This window comes from Actinoplanes awajinensis subsp. mycoplanecinus (assembly GCF_001509495.1).
GTDB classification, from domain to species: Bacteria; Actinomycetota; Actinomycetes; order Mycobacteriales; family Micromonosporaceae; genus Actinoplanes; species Actinoplanes palleronii.
Window position 1 is genome coordinate 41,580 of the sequence record NZ_LLZH01000307.1, and the last position, 22,846, is coordinate 64,425.

At 69.2% G+C, this 22,846-nt stretch carries 28 protein-coding genes and 1 pseudogene; 10 read left to right on the top strand and 19 right to left on the bottom strand.

The window, feature by feature from the left end; all coding sequences use genetic code 11:
• Nucleotides 1-10 precede the first annotated feature (10 nt).
• Complete coding sequence (locus ADL15_RS38590) at nucleotides 11-463, bottom strand: MarR family winged helix-turn-helix transcriptional regulator (protein ID WP_067702302.1); 453 nt, start codon at nucleotides 461-463, stop codon at nucleotides 11-13.
• Between the two features lie 69 nt (nucleotides 464-532).
• Between ADL15_RS38590 and ADL15_RS38595 the strand changes: the two genes are divergently transcribed.
• A complete protein-coding gene (locus ADL15_RS38595; RefSeq protein WP_067702305.1) occupies nucleotides 533-982 on the top strand; it encodes an SgcJ/EcaC family oxidoreductase in 450 nt (149 codons plus the stop codon).
• A gap of 144 nt (nucleotides 983-1,126) precedes the next feature.
• The gene (locus ADL15_RS38600; RefSeq protein WP_067702308.1) at nucleotides 1,127-1,771 is read left to right on the top strand and encodes an alpha/beta fold hydrolase; all 645 of its coding nucleotides are present in this window, start codon (nucleotides 1,127-1,129) and stop codon (nucleotides 1,769-1,771) included.
• 154 nt (nucleotides 1,772-1,925) lie between these two features.
• On the opposite strand, the gene ADL15_RS38605 is transcribed toward ADL15_RS38600, so the two are convergent.
• On the bottom strand, nucleotides 1,926-2,942 hold the full coding sequence (locus ADL15_RS38605) for a YwqG family protein (protein WP_157441858.1): 1,017 nt from the start codon (nucleotides 2,940-2,942) through the stop codon (nucleotides 1,926-1,928).
• A gap of 255 nt (nucleotides 2,943-3,197) precedes the next feature.
• Between ADL15_RS38605 and ADL15_RS38610 the strand changes: the two genes are divergently transcribed.
• Both ADL15_RS38610 and ADL15_RS38615 read left to right on the top strand, forming a co-directional pair.
• The gene (locus ADL15_RS38610) at nucleotides 3,198-3,626 is read left to right on the top strand and encodes a hypothetical protein (protein WP_232344812.1); all 429 of its coding nucleotides are present in this window, start codon (nucleotides 3,198-3,200) and stop codon (nucleotides 3,624-3,626) included.
• Between the two features lie 207 nt (nucleotides 3,627-3,833).
• Nucleotides 3,834-4,289, top strand: a complete 456-nt coding sequence (locus ADL15_RS38615; RefSeq protein WP_157441859.1) for a hypothetical protein — start codon at nucleotides 3,834-3,836, stop codon at nucleotides 4,287-4,289.
• 212 nt (nucleotides 4,290-4,501) lie between these two features.
• Here the strand turns inward: ADL15_RS38615 and ADL15_RS38620 are convergent, their stop codons facing one another.
• The 4 genes from ADL15_RS38620 to ADL15_RS38635 all read right to left on the bottom strand — a co-directional run bounded on the left by ADL15_RS38620 (nucleotide 4,502) and on the right by ADL15_RS38635 (nucleotide 7,430).
• A complete protein-coding gene (locus ADL15_RS38620) occupies nucleotides 4,502-4,756 on the bottom strand; it encodes a hypothetical protein (RefSeq protein ID WP_067702312.1) in 255 nt (84 codons plus the stop codon).
• 233 nt (nucleotides 4,757-4,989) lie between these two features.
• Nucleotides 4,990-5,895 carry a beta-ketoacyl-ACP synthase 3 gene (locus ADL15_RS38625; RefSeq protein WP_232344813.1) on the bottom strand — a complete coding sequence of 302 codons (906 nt, stop codon included), beginning with the start codon at nucleotides 5,893-5,895 and terminating at the stop codon, nucleotides 4,990-4,992.
• Between the two features lie 290 nt (nucleotides 5,896-6,185).
• Nucleotides 6,186-6,659 carry a hypothetical protein gene (locus ADL15_RS38630; RefSeq protein WP_157441860.1) on the bottom strand — a complete coding sequence of 158 codons (474 nt, stop codon included), beginning with the start codon at nucleotides 6,657-6,659 and terminating at the stop codon, nucleotides 6,186-6,188.
• A gap of 204 nt (nucleotides 6,660-6,863) precedes the next feature.
• Complete coding sequence (locus tag ADL15_RS38635; protein WP_067702321.1) at nucleotides 6,864-7,430, bottom strand: DUF1697 domain-containing protein; 567 nt, start codon at nucleotides 7,428-7,430, stop codon at nucleotides 6,864-6,866.
• A 140-nt stretch (nucleotides 7,431-7,570) separates the two neighbouring features.
• Here ADL15_RS38635 and ADL15_RS38640 point away from each other — a divergent pair, with 140 nt between their 5' ends.
• A complete protein-coding gene (locus ADL15_RS38640; protein ID WP_157441861.1) occupies nucleotides 7,571-7,963 on the top strand; it encodes a hypothetical protein in 393 nt (130 codons plus the stop codon).
• Nucleotides 7,964-8,065: 102 nt separating this feature from the next.
• Here the strand turns inward: ADL15_RS38640 and ADL15_RS38645 are convergent, their stop codons facing one another.
• The gene (locus ADL15_RS38645) at nucleotides 8,066-8,650 is read right to left on the bottom strand and encodes a lysophospholipid acyltransferase family protein (RefSeq protein ID WP_232344814.1); all 585 of its coding nucleotides are present in this window, start codon (nucleotides 8,648-8,650) and stop codon (nucleotides 8,066-8,068) included.
• Nucleotides 8,651-8,912: 262 nt separating this feature from the next.
• Between ADL15_RS38645 and ADL15_RS38650 the strand changes: the two genes are divergently transcribed.
• Complete coding sequence (locus ADL15_RS38650; RefSeq protein ID WP_198171198.1) at nucleotides 8,913-9,185, top strand: DUF2750 domain-containing protein; 273 nt, start codon at nucleotides 8,913-8,915, stop codon at nucleotides 9,183-9,185.
• Nucleotides 9,186-9,322: 137 nt separating this feature from the next.
• Here ADL15_RS38650 and ADL15_RS38655 read toward each other — a convergent pair whose 3' ends face one another.
• Nucleotides 9,323-9,667, bottom strand: coding sequence for a hypothetical protein (locus ADL15_RS38655; RefSeq protein WP_067702330.1), 345 nt, complete (start codon nucleotides 9,665-9,667; stop codon nucleotides 9,323-9,325).
• Between the two features lie 229 nt (nucleotides 9,668-9,896).
• Between ADL15_RS38655 and ADL15_RS38660 the strand changes: the two genes are divergently transcribed.
• Complete coding sequence (locus tag ADL15_RS38660; RefSeq protein WP_067702333.1) at nucleotides 9,897-10,394, top strand: polyketide cyclase; 498 nt, start codon at nucleotides 9,897-9,899, stop codon at nucleotides 10,392-10,394.
• Here the strand turns inward: ADL15_RS38660 and ADL15_RS38665 are convergent.
• Entirely contained in the window at nucleotides 10,360-11,040 is a 681-nt protein-coding gene (locus ADL15_RS38665; RefSeq protein ID WP_198171199.1) for a TetR/AcrR family transcriptional regulator, read from the bottom strand. The genes ADL15_RS38660 and ADL15_RS38665 overlap by 35 nt on opposite strands.
• Nucleotides 11,041-11,087: 47 nt before the next feature.
• Between ADL15_RS38665 and ADL15_RS38670 the strand changes: the two genes are divergently transcribed.
• A complete protein-coding gene (locus ADL15_RS38670; RefSeq protein WP_232344815.1) occupies nucleotides 11,088-12,227 on the top strand; it encodes an FAD-dependent oxidoreductase in 1,140 nt (379 codons plus the stop codon).
• Between the two features lie 7 nt (nucleotides 12,228-12,234).
• On the opposite strand, the gene ADL15_RS38675 is transcribed toward ADL15_RS38670, so the two are convergent.
• From ADL15_RS38675 to melA, 8 genes and pseudogenes are all read right to left on the bottom strand, one after another.
• On the bottom strand, nucleotides 12,235-12,726 hold the full coding sequence (locus tag ADL15_RS38675) for a DUF3253 domain-containing protein (RefSeq protein ID WP_067702336.1): 492 nt from the start codon (nucleotides 12,724-12,726) through the stop codon (nucleotides 12,235-12,237).
• Between the two features lie 41 nt (nucleotides 12,727-12,767).
• Entirely contained in the window at nucleotides 12,768-13,169 is a 402-nt protein-coding gene (locus ADL15_RS38680) for a type II toxin-antitoxin system HicB family antitoxin (protein ID WP_157441862.1), read from the bottom strand.
• Nucleotides 13,160-13,372: a type II toxin-antitoxin system HicA family toxin gene (locus ADL15_RS38685; protein ID WP_067702339.1), complete on the bottom strand. Its 213-nt coding sequence runs from the start codon at nucleotides 13,370-13,372 to the stop codon at nucleotides 13,160-13,162. The genes ADL15_RS38680 and ADL15_RS38685 overlap by 10 nt, the downstream gene beginning before the upstream one ends.
• An 11-nt stretch (nucleotides 13,373-13,383) precedes the next feature.
• On the bottom strand, nucleotides 13,384-14,328 hold the full coding sequence (locus tag ADL15_RS38690; RefSeq protein WP_083972290.1) for a carbohydrate ABC transporter permease: 945 nt from the start codon (nucleotides 14,326-14,328) through the stop codon (nucleotides 13,384-13,386).
• A complete protein-coding gene (locus ADL15_RS38695; protein ID WP_067702342.1) occupies nucleotides 14,328-15,248 on the bottom strand; it encodes a carbohydrate ABC transporter permease in 921 nt (306 codons plus the stop codon). Before ADL15_RS38695 ends, ADL15_RS38690 begins: the two co-directional genes overlap by 1 nt.
• Nucleotides 15,248-16,549, bottom strand: a complete 1,302-nt coding sequence (locus tag ADL15_RS38700; protein WP_067702345.1) for an ABC transporter substrate-binding protein — start codon at nucleotides 16,547-16,549, stop codon at nucleotides 15,248-15,250. Before ADL15_RS38700 ends, ADL15_RS38695 begins: the two co-directional genes overlap by 1 nt.
• Nucleotides 16,550-16,566: 17 nt before the next feature.
• Nucleotides 16,567-17,452: pseudogene (locus tag ADL15_RS38705) on the bottom strand (SIS domain-containing protein).
• Nucleotides 17,453-17,525: 73 nt separating this feature from the next.
• On the bottom strand, nucleotides 17,526-18,821 hold the full coding sequence (melA, locus tag ADL15_RS38710; RefSeq protein ID WP_067702347.1) for an alpha-glucosidase/alpha-galactosidase: 1,296 nt from the start codon (nucleotides 18,819-18,821) through the stop codon (nucleotides 17,526-17,528).
• A gap of 115 nt (nucleotides 18,822-18,936) precedes the next feature.
• Between melA and ADL15_RS38715 the strand changes: the two genes are divergently transcribed.
• Nucleotides 18,937-19,710 carry a DeoR/GlpR family DNA-binding transcription regulator gene (locus tag ADL15_RS38715; RefSeq protein WP_067702350.1) on the top strand — a complete coding sequence of 258 codons (774 nt, stop codon included), beginning with the start codon at nucleotides 18,937-18,939 and terminating at the stop codon, nucleotides 19,708-19,710.
• Here ADL15_RS38715 and ADL15_RS38720 read toward each other — a convergent pair.
• The gene (locus ADL15_RS38720; RefSeq protein WP_157441863.1) at nucleotides 19,697-22,051 is read right to left on the bottom strand and encodes a putative bifunctional diguanylate cyclase/phosphodiesterase; all 2,355 of its coding nucleotides are present in this window, start codon (nucleotides 22,049-22,051) and stop codon (nucleotides 19,697-19,699) included. The genes ADL15_RS38715 and ADL15_RS38720 overlap by 14 nt on opposite strands.
• A gap of 65 nt (nucleotides 22,052-22,116) precedes the next feature.
• Nucleotides 22,117-22,419: a hypothetical protein gene (locus ADL15_RS38725; RefSeq protein ID WP_067702355.1), complete on the bottom strand. Its 303-nt coding sequence runs from the start codon at nucleotides 22,417-22,419 to the stop codon at nucleotides 22,117-22,119.
• A 141-nt stretch (nucleotides 22,420-22,560) separates the two neighbouring features.
• Here ADL15_RS38725 and ADL15_RS38730 point away from each other — a divergent pair, with 141 nt between their 5' ends.
• Nucleotides 22,561-22,749, top strand: a complete 189-nt coding sequence (locus tag ADL15_RS38730; protein ID WP_067702358.1) for a hypothetical protein — start codon at nucleotides 22,561-22,563, stop codon at nucleotides 22,747-22,749.
• Nucleotides 22,750-22,846: the final 97 nt, after the last annotated feature.

Here is a 22,846-nt window from a genome sequence, read left to right on the forward strand (position 1 = left end):
GCGTGTCTGCTCAGCCAGGGCCGAGCAGGATCGTCTGCTCCCGCAGGACGCCGATCATGCGGTTCAGGTAGCTCACGATCGCGGCTCGCTGCGACTGGTCATACTCGGCGATGAGACCACCGAGCGCGCCGCCGAGGCGGGCGAACGCCTCGGCCAGCTCCGGATGGTCCGTGTCCGCCGCCCGGATCACGGCACGCCGCCGGTCGTTCGGATCAGTCTCTCGTACGACGTGTCCACCGGCGGCGAGGCGGCCGATGACGCTGGTGATCCCGGCGGCGGTCAGACCGAGGCGCCGGGCCAGCTCCATCGCGCTGAACGGCCCGTGCGTGGCAATCAACTCCAAGGTCTTCAGGTCGCCCGCCGACAGCCCCAGGCGCGCCGCCACGGCCTGGTGGTACAGGACGACCGCGCTGCTGAGATCCCGGCCGAGATGGCGCTCGGCATGTCCGTCCGGTGTTGACACTCGACCCGCCAATACTTAGATTCGGCGTAGCAATTACTACGATGCATCTAAGTAAATCAGGAGGGGCAGATGACCGCCACCACCCACTCGAGCGTGCCCGGCGTACTCACCGCCTTGGAGTCCAGCTGGCGTGACGGCGATGCGGCCGCTTACGCCGCCCTGCATTCCGCGGATGCGACCTACGTGGCGTTCGACGGTACCGTCATGACCGGGCGGGACGAGATCGCCGACGGGCACCGGCCGCTCTTCGCCGGGATCATGAAGGGCTCCCGGCTGACCGTGGTCGAACGAACCGTGCACTTTCCCGCTCCCGACACCGCGATCGTCGTGCAGCGGGCCGGGATCATCATGCGGTGGCAGAAGAACCGCACGACGCCGTCCGCGAAGCGGCTCTCCACCAACACCACGGTTCTCCGGCACGATGGATCCGGATGGAGCGTGACGGCCTTCCAGAACACGCGGTACCACCCCTGGGCGAGGACACTGATGGGCCGGCTCATGACCAGGCTCACCAAGTGACCCACCCGTCGCCGCGTCTCACCGCTAAATTTCAGACCGAGCGCTTGGCGCACAATTGCCGCCCTGCTGCGTGAGGTCTTGGGCGGTTGACGGGACGGGCGCGGCGGGGTCGCCGGTCCGTCGTACACATGCAAGGCTTTTGCCATGGCGACGTTTGTTCTGATTCACGGCGGCGGCGGCAGTGCGTGGGACTGGCATCTGGTGGTGCCTGAACTGACCGCTCTCGGTCACGACGTGGTGGTGCCAGAGCTGCCGATCGAGGACAGGTCGGCGGGGTTCGCCGAGTTCTGCGACACGGTCGTCGCTGCGATTGGTGACCGCAGTGACCTGGTGGTCGTCGGGCACTCCTACGGCGGGTTCACCGCCCCGCTGGTCGCCGGCAAGCTGCCGGTACGGATGATCGTCCTGCTCACGCCGATGATCCCGAAGCCCGGAGAGAAGCCCGCGGACTGGTGGGGCAACACCGGTTATCACGGTGCCGAAGGGCTCAGCGAGGAACAGCAGTTCTTCAACGGCGTGCCGGCTGAGATCGTCGCCGCGGCCGCGGAACACAGCCGGGACCAGGTCAGCGCCGAAGGCGGCGAGCCGTGGCCGCTGGACGCCTGGCCGGACGTGCCGACGAGGGTGCTCCTCGCCCGCGATGACCGATTCTTCCTACCCGACTTCCAGCGCCGGGTGGCCGCCGACCGGCTGGGCCTCGTGCCGGACGAGATCGACGGCGGCCATTGTGTTTCGCTCAGCCACCCGAAACAGCTCGCCGAGCGGCTGGCCGCGTACCTGGTGGCGTGACTTCCTCGGCACGACGCGGCTCCGTTGTCGACTGCGGACGTGGCTGATCTGCGACCGCGCCCCGGACGCGGACCCGCTACCGCCACCTGGGCCGTGACAAGACCTCACCGCCGGCAGCTCTCGGCCGTACCGAAAAATGGTCCTCACCCTCGCACTACTGCAGATTCTGCCGAATGGGAGTGTCCGGGCACGTCAGGCAGACGAAGATGCGCAGCTGGCCGTGGCGGCCCACGGAAACGCCGGTGGGTTCGTAGGCGGCCGCCCATTCCGGGTCGATGTGCGAGGGCTGCAGATGGGAGTCCTCGACGGGGCGCCAGGCCTGATTGGTTCCGGATTCGGTCGAGTCCACCGTCAGCAGGATGTCCATCGACTGACGGCAATGCGGGCAGTCCATCGGAACCAGATCAGTGATGTCCCAGCTCGGGCAGCCGCCGACTTTCCATCCCGGCGCGTGTGACACCGAGAAATAGCCGTGCTCGCCATAGCCAAGTGTGTCGTCGAAGTCCCTTATCCGGCGTCCGAGGTCATTCGGTAGCTCTTGCCACCAGGGATATTCGGTGACCTGTTCGGGATGCAGCACACACGGATTCGGCAGGTACGTCTCCTCGCTCACGACGAGCGGTGCGGGAGCCGCGTCGAGCTGGTCGACAACGGTTGACGCCGCCCGCCATTTCAGCAGCACCGGTGGACCCGCCGGGGCATCGGTGGGGTGCTCGTTGGGGCACCACAGCACCTGCAGCACATCGGTACCGGCGGGACACCGGAGATCGGGCACATCGGCGGCGTGCAATTGCGCCACGGGTACCAGCGGACTCGCGGCCGGCTCCGACACGATTTCAGTGCCCAGCAGGACGGTCCCGGCTTCGGTCGTCCGGATCCCGGCGAACCCGGTGACCATCCGCGCCAGCCCCTCCAGCACTTCGGGGCCCGGCATCCGCAGCTGCGCGGCGAACTGCGGCGGCACCGGGGTCTCGGTCGGGACGACGTGTGGTCCCGGACAGGTCGGCCAGGGCTCGTCCTTGGGCCACAGCAGCATCCCGCCGACGTGGCTGTCCGCAATGCCGGGAGCCCCTGGCCTCGGGTGCAGCCGCGTAGCGGTCCGCGCGAAGGCCTCGACGCCGGGAAACAATCGCACCAGGTCGAGCGGGGGTTCAGGCGAGGTCAGCGGCACGGCGGGAGCATACGCACCCCCGAACCGAAGGCGTCAACACCAACGGCGGATTGTCGCCGTGCAGCTCAGATCGGGCATTGTCGGCGGCGGATACGCTTACGCCGAGTGGTTGGCATGAGCTCGGCGGCCATGGAGAGCGGCGTCATGACGTGCATCGTCGGGATTACGGATGGCACTGCCGTCACCATTGGCGGGGACTCGGCGGGAAGCGACGGATGGCACGTCACGGTGCGGTCGGATTCCAAGGTGTTTCAAGTGGGGCCTTACCTGATGGGCTTCACGACCAGCTATCGGATGGGCCAGCTCCTGCGCTACTCCCTGGACGTCGGCGAACCCGACACCTGGGACGTCGACCGGTTCATGGTGACCACGTTCATCGAGGCGGTCCGCGAGTGCCTCTCCACGGGCGGCTACGCGAAAACCGAGAACGGCCAGGAACAGGGCGGACAGTTCCTCGTCGGCATTCACGGCCGACTGTACGTCGTCGGCGACGACTATCAGATCGGGCACACGATCTCGGGTTATGCCGCGGTGGGGTCCGGCTATCTGGTCGCTCTGGGCTCGCTGCACTCCACGGCCCGGGCGCCGATCAGCAGCCGGGAACGCGCGGTGATGGCCCTCGAAGCGGCGGCCGAGCTCACCGAGGGCGTACGGCCACCTTTCACCGTGGTGCAGTCGGAATGAGAAGCGGTCGCGCCCACAGCACAGGTGGTAGCTCTACGGCTGGGCGTAAACGGTAATTCTCTTGAAGACGGAAAAATACTGCCCTACGGTGCGCTAATGGTCGATGCGCCAGCTGTGGGAAGAATGCGCATACGGATGCGCGTTCACGACTTGCCTGGCGAGAGCTCATTGCGGCGCGTCCTCGTTCCGGCGACTCCGCTGCGTCGCATGCACATCACCAAGGTCCTGTGGCACCACAGCGGCGCGCTGATCGGCTCTCAGGCAGATCTGCTGCGCCTCGGTGCATTGGTCCGGTTGGCCGCCGCCAGCCCACACTCCCTGGTGTACCTGCCCTTGCGGGAAAACGTCCGGAGCGAAGCCGTCACCTACTGGGCCGACGGTCAGGGACTGGCCGACCTGGTGATCGCGCGCAGCGATACGGCGCTCCGGCCGTCCGCTTGGCCGACCCTGCGATCCAGCGTGCGACGTGGGCTCAAGGTCGGCGCTCTCGCCACCATGCGGACGCCAGCTCCGCGCCTCCAACCGGGGGAACGGCAGTCAGCGAAGGAGTGGGAACGCGAGCGCCACCAGCTGCGAGCTACCGAACACGCCGACACGCTGCTGCTGTCAGGCTCGGCCCGGGCTATGCACGAGGTGGGCGACGAACTTCACCTGGTGCGGTGAGCAGGTCGCAATCAACACCGAGATCCACCGTTTCGGGGGTCCCGCTCTCCTCAGCCAGTTCAACGGCCCCGCACCCCGCGCCGGCCGTCGCGACGCCAGCTGGCATTTCATGGTGCTTGCCGAGGATCACCTCTTCCACCGGGATCGGTGACCCGCGCCGTTCAATGGCGGACGGGATCGGCGCCTCGTCGCCCCTCCCGACGTCACAGGCGCTACTGACGTCGCACGAACAGCGGGTATGCCTCAGGCCGGCCATGCTTGTCCTGAGCGACACTCCAGTGCTGGAGAACCCAACCCGCCTTGGCGATGGATTCGAGCATCATGGTCCAGTCGCCGATGTTGCCGGAGAGCTGGTGAGCGGTCGCCGGAGAGTTAAGCCGTGGCGCGAAGTACCAATCCCCATCTTCGAACGCTTTCCGCGCCTCTGCGCCAAGCGTGTTCGCCTTGGCATCCTTGATCCATCCCATGACTCTGAGACTAGTCAGCACATCCGAGCAGCCAGCTCACCTGCCTCGGCGAGGCCCCGCACGTGCTCCCGCTGCCACATGCCAGAAAGCTCCTGAACGGTTTGCAGCCCTCGTCCGGCTGGGCCAGGAGGACTGGCCCAGCCGTTGCACCGGCACTCAGCGGACTACCTTCTTGTTCCAGCGTTCATGCAGGTCAGATGCGCACCATCAGGCCAAGCCGTCAGCGGGAGAGGTCAGGGCAGTGTGACGACCTGAGCCGCGTACGAAAGGCCGGCGCCGAAGCCCACGAGCAGCGCGGGGCCCGAAGTGTCGGGCAGGGCGGCCATGGCCTGGGGGATGGAGGCCGCGCCGGTGTTGCCATTGGTGACGATGTCGGTGGCCACCTGGACGTGCGGGCCGAGTTCCAGGGCCTTGGCCGCGACCGAGGTGATGCGCAGATTGGCCTGGTGAGGGATGAAGGCCGCAAGGTCGGAAGCGGACATCCCCGCCGCGTCCAGCGCGCGCTTGGCAACGTCGGGAACGACGGAGGTCGCCCAGCGGAAGACCTCCGGGCCCGCCATCCGCAGGATGCCCGTCTCGTCGTACCGCAGCACCTCGCTGTGGGAGCCGTCGGCGCCCCACACCACCGGGCCGATCTCGCACGTCTGCGCGGGACCCACAACCACAGCGCCCGCGCCGTCACCGAAGAGGAACGCCGTGCCGCGGTCGTGGTCGTCGATGATGTCCGTCATGCGCTCGGCGCCGACCACCACCACGTAGCCGGCCGCGCCACTGCGGACGAGCGCGTCGGCGGTCGCCAGGGCGTACGGAAAACCGGCGCAAGCCGCGCCCAGGTCCATCGCGGCGGCTGCGGTCGCGCCCAGCGCGTCGGCCACCAGGGGTGCCACGGTGGTCGCCCGACCGCGGTGGGACATCGTCGCCACCAGGACGGCCGAGACGTCGAGCGGGTCGATGCCGGCGCTGGCAAGGGCCTTGGAGGCGGCCGCCGCGCCCATCATGACCAGGCTCTCGTCGGGTGCGGCATGCCGGCGCGACTCGATGCCGCAGCGTCGGCGGATCCACTCGTCGCTCGAGTCGATCAAGGCGGCGACCGTCTCGTTGCCCACCTCGGTCCGCGGACGGTAGGAGGCGACGCTCATGATGCGCGACCCAGGGTGACTGGTGCGGCGCGGTGATGGGTTGGCCATGAGCGATCTAAGCATGCCCGACTGGGTGCCCTCTGAATGCTTTATTCCTCGCCAGTAACTAAGCGTTCGAGCAGGCGCCAGGGAGGGATGAACGGCTGCAAACGAGGACGCCCGGGACGAGTGCGGGGCTCGGCGCGCCGTTGAGCGGCCGGCGACCTTTGAGGCGCCGAAGAAGGAGCCTCAGGTAGAGCTTGTGCACGTGCGAGCAGCAGTACCCTGCCGGGGTGCCGGGTGGCGGGGCGTCACGGGGAGTCGGCGGGGCGGGCTGATCGGCGTAGCGCGAGGATACCGACCAGTAAGGTACCGCCGATCAGAATGAACAAGCCGGCGAATCGCAACTCATCGGTCCTGTCGACGGGTGCGTCTTCCGTGTCGAAATTCAGGTCGCCGCTTTTTATGTGAACGGCAGTTCCCCGATAGAACGTCACTCGCACCGGAAGGCCGGCCGCGTCATCCGGTAACGGCCCGTGAAGATTCGCCTCGATCGAGCTCTGCCGGCCGCCGACGTCGATCCCGACCTGGTCGGGCGTCAGCGCCGTCAACGTCGCGTCGACCGTGACACGACAATCCGTCGCGGTGAACACCTGGTCCGGCGAGCAGGTGGGAGCATGCCGAAACTGATCCAGGCCGACCGAGCCGTACAGCGACCCCACCAGCAGGAGGACACCGAACGTCCAGAAGCCGGCCGACACCAGCAACGCTTTCCGCGTCGTCAAGCCGTCACCCCGCACCCGCCCATGATCGCGCCTGGGCGCAACCCTTGAGCCCCGTGGCCCCGCGCATGGCCCCTCTGACCGGCGGCGAAACCGGACGGGTTCGCTCCAGGGATCAGCGCTCACCGGAAATCGATCACCTCGCCGGGGAGCGGATACTGCCCGGCCCGGTCCGGTGCGGGCGGGAGCGATGGGTGGCGAGCGACGCTACCGCTCCCCCGACGTGCCTCTCGCACGGAGAATTTCCAGCAACTTGACCGTCGTTTTCCAGCTGCGAACAGTCATCGACTTGTAAAGCGGTGACGCCATCATCGCGCTCAGCCGGCTCCTCGTCCGCTGGGCGCTGAGACGCTCCGCGTAGACGACGCCATCGCCCGGCCAGACCCGGTCGACGCCTTCGCGCGGATTGAAGATGGGCATCACCTCGGCAGACGTGACACCCATCAGAAAGATCGCGTCGCTGTGGTATTTGTCCGGCTGGTCGCCGAAGCCCTCCGGCCTGTCGTCCACGACGCTCTGGAGCTGATCACGCGTGAGGACCAGGACTTTGATGAGCTCGCTGTCGAGCTTGAAAGCCTCAGGCAGGGCCGCTTCGATCTGAGCAGCCACCTCGACGGCTGTCCGGTCCGACGTCAGGACCACGTTGCCACTGGCGATGAAAGTTGAGACGTCGAGGAACCCCAGCCCCTCCAGGCAATTCCTCAGTTCAGCCATCGGAACCTTGTTCTTGCCTCCGACATTGATGCCGCGCAAAAGAATCAGGAACGTCTTCACCCCGCTTATTCTACCGACAGCCGAATATCAGGTGAAGCACACTCCGCCTTGCGTACGATAAAGCGATAAAATCGGCCACAGAAATTGCATCTCCGATTATGGAGGGCACTTCGCTGGACCGAGATCGCTATGCTGCTGCGATGATGCCGCGCACTACGCCGAGGAAAAATGCCAGAACCGCATTCGTCATCGTGGGCATCGTGCTGGGTGCGCTGGCGTGCCTGTGGGTGCTGCGGTTTTTGCTGCTGATGAGCTGGTTCAGTGAGGGCGAAGTGCCGCCGAAGTCGCGGATCCCGAACATTCCGCCCGGAGCGAGCGTCATCGAGCAGGGCAAAGAGTGTGCCTCCGGTGGATGCTGGTGGGAGATCACCGTCGCACCGGCGGCGGGCCAGTCGCCGGAGGACCTGGCCCGTGAAATGGGTCTCGCCGCGGAGCAACGCAAGTGGCCCACTCTCCTCGATCCGGGATTCGTCTACGTGTGGGCTCATCCCAGATCAGGCCAATTGGAGATCGGCGTCAGCTACCGGGGCTGAACGAACATCACTCCCCGATCAACCGGATCAAGAAACCCGGCCCACCGCCGCGCAGGCACTCCCATCGGTACGAGCGCGGGACCGCGGTTCCGCGCTCGTCGACTACTCGGGTCGTCCCGCCACGGCGACCGGTGCGACGGCCCGGAGCTCGGCGGTCAGCCGTACGGCCAGCTTCAGCGCGGATTCCGACGGCGACGACGGGGTCGGCTCGAAGAACGTCACCTTCAGCCGGGGGCGCCGAGGGAACCGGGCGATGTCGACGGTCCCGGAGACCGCCGCGCAGACGATGCGGGCCTCCGGCACCGACTGGGCAAGACGTCCGACCCCGCTCCGGGCGCGCAACTGCCGGCCCTGTGAACGACTGCCCTCCGGGAAGATCCCGAGGCAGCCGCCCGCGGAGAGGCACTGCACCGCGGCATCCAGCGCGTCCATGTCGGCCTCGCCGCGCCGCACGGGGATCTGCCCCATCCCGTCGAGCACCCGCCGGAGCAGCGGATTCTTCCAGAGCGACGCTTTGGCGAGGGCCTGGATCTGCCGGCGCCGGCGAGCGGCGAACGCGATGACCACGGGATCCCACGCACTGTCGTGGTTGGCCGGGAGGATCACCGCGCCGCGCATCGGAAGGGTGTCCAAGCCCTCCACCTCGAGGCGGCCCCACCAGCGGACGATCGGGCCCGCCACTGCCATGACCGCTCGATAGGTCCGCGGGATCCGGCCGGCGGTGCCGACGGCAGCGGCAGAACTGTTGCTCTCCATGACCCACTCTCACTGTCCACGCCCGTGCCGTTCACCAGCGAACGCATGCTGTCCTGCTCGCCGATGTCGTCATGCACTGCATGGACGGCGACTCACCGGCCCTGTCTAACAGGTCGAGCGACCCTCAGCAACGCGACAGCGTCGGAGTGGCATGCGACCGCTGGCGTTGATCAGACGCTGCTACCGTCGGGTGGTGAGCCAGAGTGGCAGCCAGGCCGCGGCATTCTTCCAGGAGATCTCCCAAAAAAACACCATTTGGTACGTACGTGACGACCAAGGCAGCCCCGCACCGGAGACCTCCAGCGGCGCGCGGGCGATGCCCTATTGGTCGTCACAGGCGCGTGCCCAGCGGGCGGCCGACATCTGGGGCGCCGGCCTGCGCCCCGTCTCCGTCTCCTTGGAGAAATGGCGGAGCAAGGACCTCGCCGACCTCGCCGAGGAGGGCTACCGAGTAGGAATCAACTGAACCGGCCCTCGCCTGGTCGGCTGGGACTTCACCGTGGCCGAAGTCCTCAATCGCCTGGCCTACGCGCTGCACGAGGGGCCCGTATTCCAGCGAGGTCGTGACGAAACCAGCTGAGCCTGTCCTTGGGAGCTGTTCGGTCAGGCCACGTGGCGGGCTGGGCGCAGCAGGGTCAGGGCGCGTAGTGCCTCGGCCCGGGAAATGGGCTGGTCGTCTTCGGCCTGAACTGCCAAGGCCATCTCGATTGCCTGCCTGATCCAGGTCGTCTTGGGCACCTCAGCCACCCTGGCGGCTGCAGCAACGGCTTCGTCGAGCTCGATCGGCAGGCGAAGTGATCGCACGACCATGACGGTCGAACCGGCCGGTGGAAGCGAGTCCAACAGTGCCTGCTCATCCTGCGGGGTGGCCGGGGATTCGAAGGAGAGGCCACCCATGAACGCGGCGAGCTGTTCAGCTGTCTGCGGGATCTCGTTGTCGTGGCTCATAGCGTCTCCTCCCACCGGCTGAACTCAATCAGCTCCTCATTCGTCATGTCGCGCGCACCAATGACTTCCAGGCGAAGCCCGGGTGTGGAACACCGCAACGACCATTCGTATGGCACCCCGCCAGCGTACTACGAGGGTAATACGCTGTGCTCCTCCTGGTCGACGCGCGGCAACCGGTGATGCCCCCTCCGGAATGTGTGCGCGGCTGGATCTGGGGGACGATGGGTGCATGATCGGGGACCGGTGGGGTGTGGGCGACGGCGATGTGTCTCGGGCTTATCCGTGTGATGACTTTGTGGTCTCGCCTGCGCTGCAAGCGTGGCGAGGCGTCCAGGTGAATGCCCCCGCCACCGCGGTCTGGCCCTGGATCGTTCAGATCAGACTCGCGCCGTACTCCTATGACTGGATCGACAACCTCGGGCGGCGGTCGCCTCAGCAGCTCGTGAGTCTTCCCGAACCGCGTGCCGGGGATCCGTTCACCACGGCCGGCGGGCGGCAGACCGGCCGGATCGTCGCGGTCGACGCCGGGAGTCACCTCACCGCGACCATCATGGGCGCCTTCATGTCCTACGTCCTGGATCCGCAACCGGACGGCACGACGCGCCTGCTGCTCAAGGTGGTCATGCAGAACCATCGCTGGGCCGCCCCGGCCGCGTCGGTCGGCGATCTGGTCATGGCCCGGCGGCAGCTGCTCAATCTGAAGCGTCTCGCCGAACAGCAGCAATAGCCTCCGAAGAAAAGATGCCGGCGAGGAAGATATCCACCCCGGCGAGGAACTGCGCGCGGTCGTCGTGCTCCCGGAGCAACGCCGCCGACTCCTGGACAAGCGGGTCGGAGTCCTGTCTGGCCCACTCCGCAGCCACACCGTCCAGGAACTCCTTGCGCGCCGCCCCGTCCGGCGCCCGCCGAGCCCCCGCGGCATGCTGCCCGGCCGCTCCCAGCACGTAGTTCACCAGCGCCGAACCCGCGTCAGCCAGCGCCGTCCCGCCAACCCCGAGAGCGCTCAGCGACACACCCACCGCCTTCCAGATCTGCAGGACCGCGGGTTGGAACGGCTCCCGCGAGAGCTGCACCCCCACCCACGGACGCGCATCGATCGCCTCGAAGATGCCCAGCGCCAGCGCCCGGATCGACCCCCGAGGGTCATCACCGCCGGCCGCCGCCGCGACCACCTGGCCGATCACCCCGTCCGCCGCCGCGGCCAGGAGCTCGTCCTTGTTCGTGACGTGGTGATAGATCGCGCCCCGCCCGGTGGCGAGGTGGGCGGTGACCGCGCGCAGTGTCAGGCCGCTCTCGCCCGCGGTGTCCAGGATCTGAATGGTCGCCTCGACGATCCGCTCCCGGGAGAGCGCGTCGGTGCGTCGGGAGGTCATGAACGTCATCTTGACAGAGTTGGACCACTGGTCCAATAGTGGGTTCATTGGACCGCCGGTCCAACCGACGGAAGAGAGCCCCATGCACGTCACGATCGTCGGCGCCGGCCCTCGGCGGCCTCACCCTGGCCCGGGTCCTGCACCTCAACGGCATCACGGTCACCGTCTACGACGCGGAGACCTCGGCGGGCGCCCGCACCCAGGGCGGCCAGCTCGACCTGCACGAGCACAACGGCCAGTTCGCCCTCGCCCTCGCCGGGCTCACCGAGGAGTACCGCGGCATCATCCACCACGGCGGCGGCGCGCAACGCGTCCTCGACCGGCACGGCGCCGTGCTCGCCGAACTCCCCGACGACGGCACCATGACCCGTCCCGAGGCCCTGCGCGGCGACGTCCGCCGCATCCTCCTCGAGTCACTGCCGCCCGGCACCGTGCGATGGGGCAAGAAGCTCACCGCAGCGCGTCCACTGGACCAGGGCCGGCACGAGTTGACCTTCGCCGACGGCTCGACCGTCGGCACCGAAATCCTGGTGGGCGCGGACGGCGCTTGGTCCAAGGTCCGCCCACTGCTTTCACAAAACATTCCGGTGTACGCAGGGATGACCTACATCGACACCTACCTGCACGACGTCGACGAGCGCCACCCCGCGGCGGCGAAGGTCGTCGGCGACGGCGCCATGTACGCCCTCATCCCCGGCAAGGGTTTCCTGGCCCACCGCGAAGCGGGCGCCACCATCCACACCTACGTCATCCTCGACCACCCCCTCGCGTGGTTCGAGGCACCCACCACGAAGGAACGGATCGCCGCCGAGTTCGAGGGCTGGGCACCCGAACTCGTCTCCTTGATCGCCGACAGCGACACCCCGCCGGTCGTGCGCAGCATCCACCAGCTCCCCGACCGGCACCGCTGGCCCCGGACCCCCGGCGTGACACTGCTCGGCGACGCCGCGCACGTGACCGTCCCCGGCGGCGAGGGCGCGAACATCGCGATGCTCGACGGCGCCGAACTCGGTCAGGCGCTCGCCGCGCACCCCGGTGCCCCCGAGGCGGCTCTCACCGCGTACGAAAAAGTGATGTTCCGGCGAGGCGAAGCCGAAGCCGTTGCCGCGCGCGACACCATCGACCTGATCTTCGGTACCGGCGCGCCCCACGGTCTGGCCGGCCTGCTGACCGGAACCGATCGGTAAGCCCGGCTCACCAGCCGGGGCCGCGGGCGAGGCGGATCGGCCCGGTGGCGGTGGTGACGTCGACGTCCTCGCCGTGCTGGCGGACCACGATGACGTCGTCTCGCGCCAGGCCGGCGGCCACCTCGCGCGCCGGGTCCATCAGCTCCCGCCACGACGCGCCGCCGACGACCCGGGCCGCGTCGCTCGGGCAGATGGTGGCGCCGGGGTCGCGGTGCCGCAGCAGCGCCCGGATCGTCGCGGCCAGCCTGACCCGCCGGCCGGCGAGGGTCGGTTCCCACCAGGGATCACCGCGCTCCCCCAGCGCCACCTTGGCGTCCTGCACCCGCGGGCGGGCCGCTTCCGGGTCGCTGCGCACGAGCCGGCGCGCCGCCATCAGCTCGTTCACCAACTCCTGACGCAGCGCCTCGGGAATAGCCGGATCGGTGGCCCGCCACCGCCGCCCGGCCACCACGAGATACCGGCCGTCCTCGGTCACCGTGGCGTCATCCCGCGAGCTCATCACCCCATTGTCCTCAGCGGGCCGAGGTCGCCGCAGGCTTCTCACGCCGCCGTGGGCGTGGTGGTCACCTTCTGCCGTGCGGAGATCTGTGAGATGCGCTGGGGCGACAATCCCAGCAGGGCGCCGGCATCGCGAACCGTGTATCCGTCGCGCAGCAACGTGCGCACGGCCGACTCGGTCGCCCGCTCGGCTCTTTCATCGGCGTCCCGGGCCGCCTGCCGGGCACTCAGCGCCTCGGTGACCGTGTCCGGGAACTCGGGATGCACCTCGACGGTCACCGTTGCCGCGTCGACGTCGAGCAGCAGCGTGATCGCCTCCCGGGCCATCGCGGCAACCTGGTCGAGCCGCCGGGCCTGAGTGTGCAAACCCTTGAGCTCCGGCACGCTGATCGCCCACCAGCTGCCGACCCGCTGGCACGTCACGGAGTAGGTCTTCACTTCCACCAGCCCTCCCCGAGTTGCCCATCGAGGTCTCGCATGATGCCACGTGCGGTGATTTCGTTGATCTCCCGGTGGCGCGGTATGACAACAGTCAGATCACCGCACTGGAAAATGGAATGGCTCCCACCCTCACGAAGGAGGGAGAAGTCCTTGCCCGCCACAATCGCTGCCGCGCCGATCTTCTTGATGAGGTCGATCCGCTTCACGGCAGCCTAGCCTAGCCAACTAGACAGATCAAGTAAAGCGCACTAGACACTTGCCTAAGGGGCAGGATCAGCGCCGCCCAGGACGGACGCCGCGAGCACGCCCAGACGTCGAAACGCCTTGTCGCCCACTGACAGCGGTCAGCCCTCAGGCCGGTGAAGGTCATGGTGGCGATGAAGCGTTTCTGGGCCACCAAGAATGCCAGGATCAGCGGCATCGTGGCCAGCACGTTGCCGGCCATCAGCTGGGACCACTCGGTGTGCCGGGTGCCCTGGAACGTCGCCAGGCCCACCTGCAGGGTGAACCGGCTGTCGTCGGAGATCGCGACCAGCGGCCAGAGCAGGTCGTTCCAGCTGGACAGCAGGGTGAAGACCGCGAGAGTGGCCAGCGCCGGGCGGGCCAGTGGCAGCACGATGCTGCGGAACGTGCGCCACCGGCCGCATCCGTCGATCAGCGCCGCCTCCTCCAGCTCGGCCGGCAGGGACAGGAAGAACTGGCGCATCAAGAAGATGCCGAACGCCGAGGCCAGCCACGGTACGAACGCCGCGGCGAGGGTGTCGACGATGCCGATCCGGGCGAACATCAGGTAGGTCGGGATCATCAGCAGCTGGATCGGGACCATCACGGTGGCGACCACGACCAGGAACGCCACGCCCCGGCCGGCGAACTTGAGGCGGGCGAAGCCGTACCCGGCGGTGGAGCAGAGGGCCAGGTGCGCGACCACCGAGACGGCCGACACGACGATCGAGTTGCCGAGCCAGCGCAGCGCGGACGTCTCGGTGAGCAACGCGGTCCAGCCGGACAGGTGCAGGCTGCTCGGGATGAGCTTCGGCGGGAACTGGTTGATCTCCGCGTTGCTCATGAAGGAGGTCAGCACCATTTGTACGAGCGGGAGCACGAACAGCAGCGCCAGCGGCATGAGCAGGAGGTGCCAGGGACTGAACGGAAGACGACGCATCAGAACACCTCCGAGCCGCGACGACGGCTGTACCAGATGATCCCGAGGGTGAGCAGCAGCGTCACGGCGAACAGCAGGTAGGCGGCTGCCGCGCCGTACCCGAGGCGTTGGGTTTGAAAGGCCAGCTCGTAGATGTAGTAGACGACGGTCTGGGTGCTGTTCAACGGCCCGCCGCGGGTGGTCGTGTAGATCAGGTCGAACAGCTGCACCGCCGTGATCGTCTGCCAGACCGCGGCGAAGACCGTGACCGGGCGCAGCTCCGGCAACGTGATGTGCCGGAACACCCGCCAGCGGCTCGCGCCGTCCATCTTGGCCGCCTCGACCAGCTCGGCCGGGATGTCCTGCAGCGCGGCCAGGTAGATCACCGTGGTGAAGCCGACCTCGCCCCAGAGCGCGATCAGGCAGATCACGTAGAGCGCCTGCGACGGGCTCTCCAGGAACTGCTGGGTGGGCAGCCCGAGCGTGCGCAGCATTTCATTGGCCGCGCCGAACTGCGGGTTGAAGACGAACGAGGCCAGGATGCCGGTGGCGGCGGCCGAGGCGACGTACGGCACGAAGATGCACGTCCGATAGAACCCGATCAGCCGGATCCGCTGGTTGAGCGCCACCGCGACGAGCATGCCCAGCCCGATCGAGGCCGGTACGAACAGCGCCGCCAGCAGCAGCGTGTGCCGGGCCGCGGCGAGCATGTCCGGGTCCTGGGCGAGCCGGGCGTAGTTGGTCCAGCCGACCGGCACGCCGGGTGAGATCCCGTTCCACTTGGCCCGGGAGATGAAGAACGCCCACACGGCCGGGAACAGCGAGAGTCCGACAACGATCAGCGTGGCCGGCCCCACGAACGCCCAGCCGGTCACATCAAAACGCCGGCGGACCTTCACCGCAGGCACCGTACGGGGCAGCGCGAACGTCAGACCCGCCATCAGTTCACCAGCGCGTCTGCGGACTTCTTCGCGGCCGCGTCGAGAGCCTGCTTCGGCGTGGACTTCCCTTGCAGCACCTCGGCGATCGCGTCACCGACGTTGCGGGACAGCTCCTCGTACCCGGGTGCGGTCGGCCGGGCCTGCTTGGCGTTGGCCAGGTTGTCGAAGAACTTCTGCCCGCCCGGGTACTCCTTGACGTAGGCGGCGAACTCCGGCGTCGACGCCTCGGTGGAGCGCAGCGGCAGGTTGCCCACCGCGAGGTTCCACTTCGCGTCGGTCTCCGCGCTGGTCAGCCACGTGGTGAAGGCCCGGGTGGCGCCGGCCCGGTTCGCGTCGCCGTGGTCGAAGAGCACCCACAGGTCCGGCCCGGAGACGGTCTGGTGGTCGCCGTTGAAGCCGGGCAGGTCGGCCACCCCGTAGGACAGCTTCGCCTCCTTGAGCTCGATCAGCGACCACGGCCCGGAGAGCATCATCCCGATCCGGCCGCTGTTGAACAGCCGCCAGTAGCGTTCGTCGGTCTGGTCCAGGTACATCGACTTGTCGTCGACGGCCATCTGCCGCAGCGTCTCCAGCGCGGCCACCCCGGCGTCGGAGTTGAACGCCGGTTTCGTGCCGTCCAGGATCTGCCCGCCGTGCTGCCAGAGCAGCGGCCACAGGTGCCAGGTGGTGTCCTCACTGCCCGAAACGGAATAGGCAGTGCCGTACGTGTTGGTCTTGGCGTCAGTAAGGCGACGAGCGGCGTTGCGGAAGTCGTCCCAGGACCATTCGTCGGTCGGGTACGTCAACCCGGCCTGATCGAACAGCTTCGTGTTGTAGATCAGCGCGATGTTGTCGACCAGGGCCGGCACCCCGATCACCTTGCCGCCCGAGGTGGCCGTCTGGCGGGCCGCCTCCGGGATCTCGGTCCACCCGAACGACGGCTGCTGCACGTACTCCGAAAGGTCCTGGGTCTTGCCACTGGCCCCCAGGTCACCGGCCCAACTACCGTAAGCGTAGGAAATATCCGGATAGGTGCCGCCGGTGAAACCGGCGGACAGCTTGGTCAGCAGGTCGTCGGTGGTGGGCGCGCCGGTCGAGGTCTTGATCGTGACGTTCGGGTGGGCGGTGTGGTATTCGGCCGCGAGACGTTCCGCGACCTTCTCCGCCTCCTCGGTCTGCCCGGTCCACCAGGTGATCTCGACGGTCGCGTTCGGGTCGTAACCCGCGGCCGCGTCCTTGCCGGGTTCGGCGGTGCCGCCCATGCAGGCGGTGGTCAGCAACAACAGGGCGGCCGCGCCGCCGGCGAGCGAGCCAGGTCTCATCACGGGGGACCTCTTCCTCAGGTGAGCACCACGGATCTAGTGAGCAGGCGGGGGCGATCGGGGTCGAGGCCGCGGTGGGCGGCCAGGGCGAGGGCGAAACGCTGGGCGAGGACGAGTTGAGCGAGCGGGTCCCGGTCGTCCCGGTAGGCGGTGGCGCCGGCCTCCCGGGCCACGTCGTCGAGTTCGGCGGGCACGTCGCCGAACGACCAGATCAGGCTGCGCGGCCCGGCCACCGCGACCGGTCCGTGCCGGAAGTCGCGCGCCGGGTAGGACTCCGAGTAGGCCTGCGCCGCCTCGCGGACCTTCAGCGCCGCCTCGTGTGCCAGGCCGATGGTCCACCCGGTGCCGAGAAACACCAGGTGGTCGATGTCCGCCGGGTCCGCGGGCAGGGGCGCGGTCAGCGCGGCGTCACCGTCCGCGACAACCGATTCAAGATCTTTTCCGTACGCCGTACGCCGTACGCGCGAGAGCGAGCACGGAGGTCGGGAACCTGGTCTGCACCACACTGCGCTCGTCGGCGAAGTCGAGCAGCAGTCGCGCGTCGGTCAGGTCGTCGACCGGCTCCCCGCGGACCGCGGTGACCGCGATCCGGCGGGTGCCGGCCGGAACCTGGCGCAGCGCTTCCAGGACCTCGGTGGAGGTGCCGGAGCGGGTGATCGCGACGACCCGGTCGTAGTGCCGGCGCGGCACGTACTCGGAGGCGCAGACCGCGTCGGTCTCGCCCAGCCCCGCGTCTTCGCGCAGCTCGGCGATGCTCTGTGCGACGAACCAGGAGGTGCCGCAGCCGAGCACGAGCATCCGCTCCCCCGGCGCGGCCAACTCCCGGACCGCCTCCGGCTTGAGCGTGGCGGCCCGGCGCCACACCGCGGGCTGACTGGCGATCTCCGCGGACGTGTTATTCATGTCCGTGGATTATGCTCGTTTGTGCTCGCTTCACAAGATGCGCGCAGCAAACGAGCATCCGCGGCTGCGCGTTTCAGGATCTGAGCGCCGACGGCAGCAGGTCGCCGTGGGCGGCGGTCAGCTCGTCGCACAGCGCCCAGATGGCGTCCACGGTCAGCGTGGCCGCCGTGTTCGGGTCGACCATCGCGGCCTGCCGGACCATCCGCGGGTCGCCGTCGACGGCCGCGCGGACGGTGAGCTCGCCGACGCTGACGAACGAGCGGTTCAGCGCGGCGCACTGCGGGGGCAGGGCGCCGACGTGTTCCGGACGCAGGCCCTGCCGGTCGACCACGCACGGGACCTCCACCGCGTACCCGTCGGGCAGGTTGGTGATCAGGCCGGTGTTGGCGACGGTGGCGTGGATCCGGCGCGGGGTGCCGGTGACCATGCTGTGGATGACCTGCGGGGCGTACTCGGTGGCCGGGCGGGTCAGGTCCAGGGCCTCGCCGGCCAGCAGGGAGCGGCGGGTGGTGTGGTACTCGGCGACGTTGTCCGCGCTGATCTGCAGGTAGTCGCCGACCGGGATGCGCAGCCGGTCGACCTCGCTGTCGTGGTGCAGGTACCAGGGCACGTACTCCGAGGAGTGCTCGCTGGTCTCGGTCGGGAACCAGCCGAGCCGCCGGTACATGTCCATCCGGACGCGCCGTCGCAGCTCGGGCTCCCGGTCCAGGAGCGCGTCGAGCTGGGGGTAGAGCGACTCGCCGCGGTGCTCGAAGCGCAGCAGCCAGGCCTGGTGGTTCACCCCGGCACCGGTGTAGTCGACCTCGTCGAGCGGCACGCCGAGCAGCGCGGCCAGGTCGTGCACGGTCCAGAACACCGAGTGGCACAGCCCGGCGACCTTGAGCCGGGGCGCCGTGGCGGCCAGGTAGGCGACGTTCATCGCCATCGGGTTGGTGTAGTTGAGCAGCCAGGCGTCCGGGCAGAGCTCCAGCATGTCGGCGGCGATCCCGTCGAGCACCGGGAAGGTGCGCAGCGCCCGGAAGATGCCGCCGACGCCGAGGGTGTCCGCGATCGTCTGGCGCAGGCCGTACCTGGCCGGGATCTCGAAGTCGCGCACGGTCGCCGGGTAGCCGCCGACCTGGATCGCGTTGATCACGAAGTCGGCGCCCTGCAGCGCCCGGCGCCGGTCCAGGTGGGCGGTCACCGCCGGCTTCGCGCCGAGCTGCTCCGCGGTACGACGGGCGATCAGCTCGGCCGTCTCCAGCCGTTCCGCGTCGATGTCGTGCAGGGCCAGGGTGACGCCGGTCAGTTCGTCGAAGGAGAGGATGTCGGCCAGCAGCTCGCGGGTGAACACGACACTGCCCGCGCCCAGGAAAGCGATCACCGTCATGCGCGGATTGTTGGTCGCGGATGGCCGAACGTGCAAGGATCGCGGGCAAACGAACGGTTCCACTTGCACGTTTGCGGGTTTCTGCCGCGCGTGTGCTCTCTGCCGGAAAGGTGCCATGTCCTCCTTGCGCCGCGCCGACCGCGTGTCGGCCATCCTGGAACGCGTCACCGGCACCGGCTCGGTCGACGCCGGTCAGCTCGCCGACGAGTTCCAGGTCTCCCCCGCGACCATCCGCCGGGACCTGCAGATCCTCGAGGACCAGCGGCTGCTGTCGCGTACCCACGGCGGCGCGGTCGCCGTCGACGTGGCGTACGAGCTGCCGGTCCGCTTCCGGGCCGGGCAGCACCGCGAGGAGAAGGCGCTGATCGCCAAGACGGTCGCCGGGCTGCTCCCGAAGGGCCCGCTGAGCCTCGGTCTGACCGGCGGCACCACCACCCACCTGCTGGCCCGGCTGCTCGCCGAGCGGGTCGACCTGACCGTGGTCACCAACGCGCTGAACATCGCCGCCGAGCTGTCCCTGCGCCCGCGACTGAAACTGATCATGACGGGCGGGGTGTCGCGGACCCAGTCGTACGAATTGGTGGGTCCGATCGCGGACCAGGCACTGCGCGGCCTGAACATGGCGGTGGCGGTGGTCGGCGTGGACGGGATCAGCGTGCGCGGCGGGTTGACCACGCACGACGAGATCGAGGCGAACACGAACGCCACCATGGTCCGGCGCGCCGACCGGGTGATCGTGGTGGCCGACGGTTCCAAGGTCGGCAAGGTGTGCCTGGCCGGGATCTGCCCGATCACCGACGTGGCGATGCTGGTCACCGACCCGAGCGCCGACCCGGCCGGTGTCGAGGCGATCCGCCGGGCCGGCACCGAAGTCGTCATGGCCGGCTGACGGGTTCCCGCAGCGCCGCGGTCTGGTCCGCGGCCGGCAGTGGCTTGCCGTACAACCACCCCTGGCCGAAGTCGCAGCCGTTGGCGCGCAGCCAGTCCCGCTGGACCGTGGTCTCGACACCCTCGGCCACCACCCGGTGGCCCAGCGCGTGCGACATGGCCAGCACCGCGCGCACGATCGGCTCGTCCGGGCCGCCGTCACCGACCCCGGTCACGAACGCCCGGTCGATCTTGACGATGGCCACCGGGAGTCGTTGCAGGTAGCTCAGCGAGGAGTAGCCGGTCCCGAAGTCGTCGATGCACAGGGTGATGCCGAGCGCCGCCAGCTCGTGCAGGGTCCGCAGGCAGGTGTCCGGGTCCTCCATGAACCCGGACTCGGTGATCTCCAGCCAGAGCCCCTCGGCCGGCAGGCCGGTGCGGGCCAGGATCTCGCGCACCTGGTCGGCCAGGCCCGGCTCGCGCAGCTGCCGCACGGCGAGGTTGACCGAGACGTGCACCGGGCTGCCGGCCCGCCACGCCTGGGTCTGCGCGGCCGCCTCCTCGAGGAGCCAGGCGCCGGATGCGACGATCAGGCCGGTGTCCTCGGCGACCGGGATGAACTCCACCGGCGACACCGGGCCGAGTTCCGGATGGGTCCAGCGCATCAGCGCCTCGAACCCGTCGACCCGGCCGGTCACCAGGTGCACGAGCGGCTGGTAGTGCACGGCGAGCTGGCCGTTGGCGAGGGCACCGCGCAGCGCGCCTTCGAGCTCGACACGGCGCTGGATGCCCTGGCGCAGGCGCGGGTCGAAGACGGCGTAGCGGTTGCGGCCGGAGTCCTTGGCGCGGTACATCGCGGTGTCCGCGTCCCGGAACAGGTCGAGCGCGCTCTCCCGGCCCGCGGCGTGGTCCTCCGGGGGCTCGGGGTGGCTTCCCGGGGTCGAAGCGTGGTTTCCCGGGGCCGCGGCGTGCGGCTGCGGGGCCGCGTGGGCGACCCCGATCGAGGCGGTCACGTCGACCGCGCCGACCGACAGGGGCAGCGGCGCGGCCAGCGCGGTGAGCAGGCGCGTGGCCAGCTGCTCGGCTACCGGCTCGCCGGCCGGTCCGGTCAGCGCGACGATGAACTCGTCCCCGCCGACCCGGGCGACCAGGTCCTCGGCCCGCACCGCGGCGGCGATCCGGCCGGCCACCGCCCGGAGCAATTCGTCGCCGACCTCGTGACCCCAGTGGTCGTTGATCAGTTTGAACCGGTCCAGGTCGAGCAGCAGCACACTGACCCGGGACGGCGCGTCGCCCCGGGCGACCCAGCGGTCGATGGTGGCGGCCACCGTGTCCCGGTTCGGCAGGCCGGTCAGCGCGTCGTGCTCGGCCTGCCAGCGCGTTTCCTGCTCGGCGCGCGCCCGGGAGTTGTTGGCCCGGACCACCCGGGCGACGACCACGCCGATCAGGGCCAGGGACAGGCCCGCCCGTACCAGAGCGAAGGTGTTGTTGGCCGGCGGCGCCGCGACCCACAGCACGGTCGGGACGCACAGCGCCGCGGTGATCGCCGCGGTCCGGCCCTTGGTCAGGAACCGCGACCGGCCCTGCACCTGCTCGGTCAGCACCCGCACGCTGGGATGCAGCATGCAGGCCGCGTTCGTGGTGTCGGCGACGAAGACCAGCGCGCCCATCACGTGCATCGGGATGGCGCCCGGCCCGGAGACGAACCAGCCGCGGACGGCCAGCACCATGTCGGCGGCCAGCAGCGCCACCCCGCTGGCCACGAACAGCGCCAGCGCCGGGGTGCGGACCCGGGTCAGCAGCAGCACCGGCATCGCGATCACCAGCAGCAGCGCGGCGGCCAGCGGCAGCAGCGCCGCGACCAGGTTCTGCCACCGGCGGTCGTCGGCGGCGAACCACGGCTCCACCCACAGCGACCAGACCACCAGGGCCGCGCCGACCCCGACCAGCAGGGTGTCCACCCGGGCCGGGTCGTCGGCGGCGGCCCGGCTGCGCCGCAGCAGGTCAAGGACACCGGCGGTCAGCAGCAGGTAGTTGGGCAGCAGCACCAGGTTCGGGATCATCGTGAGCGCGGTGTGCGCCAGCGCGTCGACGCTGGTGACCAGCAGCCGCACGCTCTCACCGGTGAGCGAGAGGCACTGCGCGGACAGCAGCAGCAGCCACGGGCGGCGATGCCCGGCGGCGACGTTGTGCCGCAGGCCGACGGCCGCCGCGACGCAGCAGACCAGCACGCCGAGCAGGTACACCCGGGTGGCGGTGGCCGGCGCCGCGACGCCGACGGCCACGGCGGTGAGCAGACCGGCGCCCAGCACGATCCAGGACGCGGCGGCCCACCCGGCGGTGCGCGCGGGGGTCCGGGCCACGTCGCCGCTCACCATGTCCGTATCGGCACCCGGGTGTGATGCCTTAGCGCGTCGTCCTGTCCGGCTCAGTCGATGTCGTTCCCGGCGCGCAGGTCACGACGGGCGTCATGCCGGCTGCGCCGGCGCTCCTCGCGGCGCAGGACGCTCCACTCCCGGTAGCCCTGGCTCTCGCACCGCCGCACCCAGTAGGCCGGGGTGCCGGACCAATGGCAACCGGCGCGGCGGTTGCCGGGCACGGCGCGGACCGCTTCGATCTCGCGCGGCAGCGTGCACGGCCCCCAGCGGTGATCGTGCACGGGCGCGCAGGTCGTTCCGGGCGCATCGACCAGCTGCACCCACCAGGGCCGGGTCTTGTCGGTTCTGCTCATCAACGGGCACCTTCCGGCTCCGCGCAGCCCCGTCCTGGGGCCGTCGCTAGATCGGGTGCACCGTCATCTCCTCCTCGAACCGACGCCGGTCAATGCGTCCCGCCACGATACCGCCGCAGCGGGGCCGTTACCGTCCCACCCGTGACTGACACCCCCCTGTCCAACCTCATGGACGCGCACGTGCAAGCCGACACCGCGGAGACCTACGCGGCATTCGTCGCGATGTTCCAGAACTCGTGCGAGGGCATCCTGGTCAACAGCGCCACCCGGTTGATCAGCGTCATCATCGACCGGGACTCCGTGTCGGCCTTCGCCCCGGGGCCGGTCTGACAGGATCGGGAGAGCCGCGGAAAAGTTTCTCCGGGGCCGTGTCGATCGGCGGATCGCTCGTTCGACGGGTGAGTGCGAGGGCCGAGCCGCGGCCCCG

Coding starts and splice junctions, on each gene's coding strand:
- ADL15_RS38660 (WP_067702333.1), top strand. CDS start 9,897: ATGATCGGGGACCGGTGGGGTGTGGGCGACGGCGATGTGTCTCGGGCT.
- ADL15_RS38675 (WP_067702336.1), bottom strand. CDS start 12,726: ATGAGCTCGCGGGATGACGCCACGGTGACCGAGGACGGCCGGTATCTC.
- ADL15_RS38625 (WP_232344813.1), bottom strand. CDS start 5,895: ATGAGCGTCGCCTCCTACCGTCCGCGGACCGAGGTGGGCAACGAGACG.
- ADL15_RS38600 (WP_067702308.1), top strand. CDS start 1,127: ATGGCGACGTTTGTTCTGATTCACGGCGGCGGCGGCAGTGCGTGGGAC.
- ADL15_RS38690 (WP_083972290.1), bottom strand. CDS start 14,328: ATGCGTCGTCTTCCGTTCAGTCCCTGGCACCTCCTGCTCATGCCGCTG.
- ADL15_RS38715 (WP_067702350.1), top strand. CDS start 18,937: ATGTCCTCCTTGCGCCGCGCCGACCGCGTGTCGGCCATCCTGGAACGC.
- melA (WP_067702347.1), bottom strand. CDS start 18,821: ATGACGGTGATCGCTTTCCTGGGCGCGGGCAGTGTCGTGTTCACCCGC.
- ADL15_RS38725 (WP_067702355.1), bottom strand. CDS start 22,419: ATGAGCAGAACCGACAAGACCCGGCCCTGGTGGGTGCAGCTGGTCGAT.
- ADL15_RS38645 (WP_232344814.1), bottom strand. CDS start 8,650: ATGGCAGTGGCGGGCCCGATCGTCCGCTGGTGGGGCCGCCTCGAGGTG.
- ADL15_RS38595 (WP_067702305.1), top strand. CDS start 533: ATGACCGCCACCACCCACTCGAGCGTGCCCGGCGTACTCACCGCCTTG.
- ADL15_RS38615 (WP_157441859.1), top strand. CDS start 3,834: ATGCACATCACCAAGGTCCTGTGGCACCACAGCGGCGCGCTGATCGGC.
- ADL15_RS38620 (WP_067702312.1), bottom strand. CDS start 4,756: ATGGGATGGATCAAGGATGCCAAGGCGAACACGCTTGGCGCAGAGGCG.
- ADL15_RS38695 (WP_067702342.1), bottom strand. CDS start 15,248: ATGGCGGGTCTGACGTTCGCGCTGCCCCGTACGGTGCCTGCGGTGAAG.
- ADL15_RS38665 (WP_198171199.1), bottom strand. CDS start 11,040: ATGACCTCCCGACGCACCGACGCGCTCTCCCGGGAGCGGATCGTCGAG.
- ADL15_RS38640 (WP_157441861.1), top strand. CDS start 7,571: ATGATGCCGCGCACTACGCCGAGGAAAAATGCCAGAACCGCATTCGTC.
- ADL15_RS38655 (WP_067702330.1), bottom strand. CDS start 9,667: ATGAGCCACGACAACGAGATCCCGCAGACAGCTGAACAGCTCGCCGCG.
- ADL15_RS38700 (WP_067702345.1), bottom strand. CDS start 16,549: ATGAGACCTGGCTCGCTCGCCGGCGGCGCGGCCGCCCTGTTGTTGCTG.